Below are 927 nucleotides of genomic sequence, written 5' to 3' on the forward strand. Positions count from 1 at the left end.
CCGCAGGACACCGTCAGCCTGGGCGGAGCGGGGCTGGACTATGCCAACCTGAGCCTGCAAAAGAACGGCGACGACCTGGTCCTGAGTGTCAGCGCCACCGACCAGTTGACCTTCAGCAACTGGTATGCCGCCTCCTACAGGCAAGGCGTGCTGAACCTGCAGATGKTGGCTGAAGCGATGAGCGCATTTGATGCGAACTCCAGCGACCCATTGCTCAACAAGAAGRTSCARACCTTYGACTTCCAGGGCCTGGTCGGTGCSTTTGATGCGGCGCGCAGCGCTACGCCGGGCCTGAGCAGCTGGGCACTGAGCAACAGCCTCACGCAGTTCCACCTGGCSGGCAGYGACAGYGAAGCRCTGGGCGGTGACCTGGCTTACCACTACGGCTCGGACGGCACCTTGGCGGGCATCGGCTTTGGCAAGGCGCAGGASGTRCTGACGAATGCGCAGTTTGGCGCGCAGGCCCAAACCATCCATTCGACGGCGAGTTTGCAGGAAGGCCTGGTTCGTTTGGGCTAAAGGATATGACACAGGCTTTCCGCAAGGCTCCTGGCTACGCGGCACGCCGGTCGTGGCCGGGATCAATCAGGGCGAGCGGACGGTGCTCGAGTATTTGCTGTCGCCTGTGCAGAGACGGTGCAGGAGTCGGGGAGGGAGCGACGAGTGATTTAGTGCGTGGGCCGTACAGTCATCAACGTGAAAGAGGAATTTATGATTAAAGCTAACAAAAGGTCTGCCGCGAGCTGGTATTTGCGTTGTACTGTGGCTACTTAGGAACTGAAGGCCTGCTATGACTGGATTGTTAGGCCTTGCTTTTTTTATCTGCTGGTTTCTTGCCGCGTATTGGTTGGTTAGGAATTTGACCAGAAAAATGGGAGCTGGAATTCTGCGCAATAGCTTGGTGTGGTTGATGACTCTCTCATTGAT

At 57.6% G+C, this 927-nt stretch carries 1 protein-coding gene; it reads left to right on the top strand.

All coding sequences use genetic code 11. The annotated features are described in order from the left end of the window. On the top strand, window positions 1–519 hold a 519-nt coding region (locus tag AC1D0P_RS26115), incomplete at its 5' end, for a hypothetical protein (RefSeq protein WP_477679379.1). Window positions 520–927: the final 408 nt, after the last annotated feature.

This window comes from Polaromonas sp. P1_G2 (genome assembly GCF_056405515.1).